Here is a 2,006-nt window from a genome sequence, read left to right on the forward strand (position 1 = left end):
AAAAATCCCATCGACGTGCCCGACACGTGCAGCAGCGCGGCCGCCGCCGGCAGGCTCAGGCCGGCGTGCAGCGCCAGCGACAGCTGCGACGGCATGAACAGGCTGTTGGGCGCGTTGCCGCTGTTGGCCAGGATGCCGAAGGCGCCGGCCAGCAGCGGCGTCAGCAGCAGCGTCCAGTCCTGCAGGCTACGGAACAACCCATCCGCGAAGGCCTGCGAAATGCCGGCCCCGGCCAGCACCTCGGCCATCATCGCGAACAGGAACACCGACAGCACCGCGTGCTTGCCGGTGTTCCAGGCGTGGCGCGCATTGCCGGCCAGCAGGCCGGGCTGGCGGCGCAGCAGCGCCATCAGCAGCGCGCCGCCGATCAGCCAGCTGCCGGCGTGCAGGAAAGGCGCCCAGGCGGGCAGGTCGGGATAGGGCGCGATCCTGGCCAGCCGGGCCAGGGCCGGGTTCAGGCCCGGCGCCAGGCGCGTCACCACCAGGCAGGCGATCAGCACGATGTAGGGCAGGGCGCCGCGCGCCGCCGTGCGCAGCTCGGCGCGGCCGGGCCGGCGGTCGAGCACGAAACGCAGCACGATCAGCGGGCCATAGGCCGCCAGCAGGGCGGTTTCGGGCCCCAGCAGCGCCGTGGCCGCCGTCAGCAGCGCCAGGCAGGCCAGCATCCAGCCGGCCTCGCGGGTGCGCTCGTTGGCGGCGGCCGGCAGTCCGGCGCGGTTCGCGGTGCGCCAGAACAATGTCATCCAGACGATCATCAGCAGGGCCACCGGCACCATGCCGACCAGCGCCAGCTGGGATGCCGGCACGCGCGCATAGGCCGAGGCCAGCAGCGTGCCGCTGCCCATGGCGCCCCAGGGGATCAGGGTCTGGCTCAACAACGCGAACACCATCAGCTCGCGCGGCTTGAAGCCGAGCGGCCGGATCAGCAGCACCGTGCCCAGCATGCCGACGCCGAAGCCGGTGGCCGACTCCGCGAAAGGGCCGATCAGGAAACAGGCGAAGAACAGCAGGCGGCGCCGCGCCAGCGGGTCGGCCGGCGCCAGCGCGTCACGCTGGCCGGGATCGCCGCGCGCGGCCATCTGCCAGAACAGCAGGCCGCCCAGGATGTAGGGGGTGATGATGGCGCCGATCCACAGTCCGCGCGCCAGGGCATGGCCCAGCTGGCCCGCGCCGAAGACGCCGGGCGCGCTGAACAGGGCCACCGGCGCGGCCGCGAGCAGGCCCAGCACGGCGGCCAGGGTGGTGTTCAGGCGGCCGCTGGCGATGGCGGCGATGACGATCAGCGCCGGCAGCGACCACAGCAGGTAGGTCAGCATGCCGCCGCGAAGCCGCGCAGGATCGATTGGGCGTGCGGGGTGGGCGCCAGGGCGGCGCGCAGCGCGGCGACGTCATGGCCGTCCGCCGCGAGCAGGCCCTGGCGCCGCGCCAGGCAGGCGTCCATCAGGCCGGCGGTGAATTCGGGGTGGAACTGCACCGACAGCGCGCGCGGGCCGTAGCGCAGCACCTGATGCGGATCGTGCGCCGTGCCGGCCAGCACCGTCGCGGTCGCGGGCGGCTGCAGCACGCTCTGCTCGTGCGTCAGGTGGGCCAGGAAACGGTCGGGCAGGCTCGCCAGCAGCGGATCGGCGGCCGCGGCGGGCAGGCGCTGAACCGTATGCAGGCCGATTTCGCGGCCGCGCGGGTGATAGTCGACCACGCCGCCGAACGCGTGCGCCATCAGCTGATGGCCATAGCAGATGCCCAGCAGCGGCAACTGCGCGGCCATGGCGTCGCGCAGCCATTGCGCGGTGCGTTCGCTCCATGGCTCGCGATCGGTGACCATGGACCAGGAGCCGGTCAGCACCGCGCCGCGCAGCGAGGCGGGGTCGGGCAGCGCGTCTCTGGCGGCGGGATGCAGGACCGTCAGGGGGACGTCGATGCCGTCCAGGGCGGCGGCGACCCAGTCGGCCTGTTCGCCGTGGGTGGCGCGCAGGTCTTCGGGCGGACGGCCCATTTGCAGGATGGCG

Annotated in this window: 2 protein-coding genes; both read right to left on the minus strand. The window is 73.5% G+C overall.

Annotated features, from left to right (window positions below; genetic code table 11):
- On the minus strand, positions 1-1,316 hold a 1,316-nt coding region (locus tag AOZ53_RS12825; protein WP_082385622.1), incomplete at its 3' end, for an L-lactate permease.
- Positions 1,310-2,002 carry a glutamine amidotransferase gene (locus AOZ53_RS12830; protein WP_369816816.1) on the minus strand — a complete coding sequence of 231 codons (693 nt, stop codon included), beginning with the start codon at positions 2,000-2,002 and terminating at the stop codon, positions 1,310-1,312. The genes AOZ53_RS12825 and AOZ53_RS12830, both read right to left, overlap by 7 nt.
- Between the last annotated feature and the right edge of the window lie 4 nt (positions 2,003-2,006).

Source organism: Achromobacter sp. 2789STDY5608621 (assembly GCF_001299375.1).
Classification (GTDB): Bacteria; Pseudomonadota; Gammaproteobacteria; order Burkholderiales; family Burkholderiaceae_B; genus Achromobacter; species Achromobacter insuavis.